This is a genomic window from Pseudomonas sp. 30_B, from assembly GCF_017491605.1.
Classification (GTDB): Bacteria; Pseudomonadota; Gammaproteobacteria; order Pseudomonadales; family Pseudomonadaceae; genus Pseudomonas.
On record NZ_JAFGYY010000529.1, the window covers coordinates 1 to 240 of the forward strand.

A 240-nucleotide genomic window follows, 5' to 3' on the forward strand; every position below is an offset into this window, starting at 1 on the left:
AGTCCAGCTGGTTGTAGCCGTCCAGGTGCACCTTGAAGTTCTTGCCGCCGACATCAGTGCCCTTGAGCAGGCGATCCTTGATGTCGGTATCGCCGACGGCCGCCAGCAGGGTCGGGAACCAGTCCAGCCCCGAGAACATCTCGTTGGACACCTGGCCCGCTTCGATATGTCCCGGCCAGCGGATCATCGCCGGCACCCGGAAGGCGCCTTCGTAGTTGGAGTTCTTCTCGTTGCGGAACG

General features: G+C 62.5%; 1 protein-coding gene. It reads right to left on the minus strand.

Going from position 1 to position 240, the window contains the following annotated elements:
• Positions 1 to 240: sulfatase/phosphatase domain-containing protein (locus J5M67_RS29350; protein ID WP_207888773.1), on the minus strand; the 240-nt coding region annotated here is incomplete at both ends.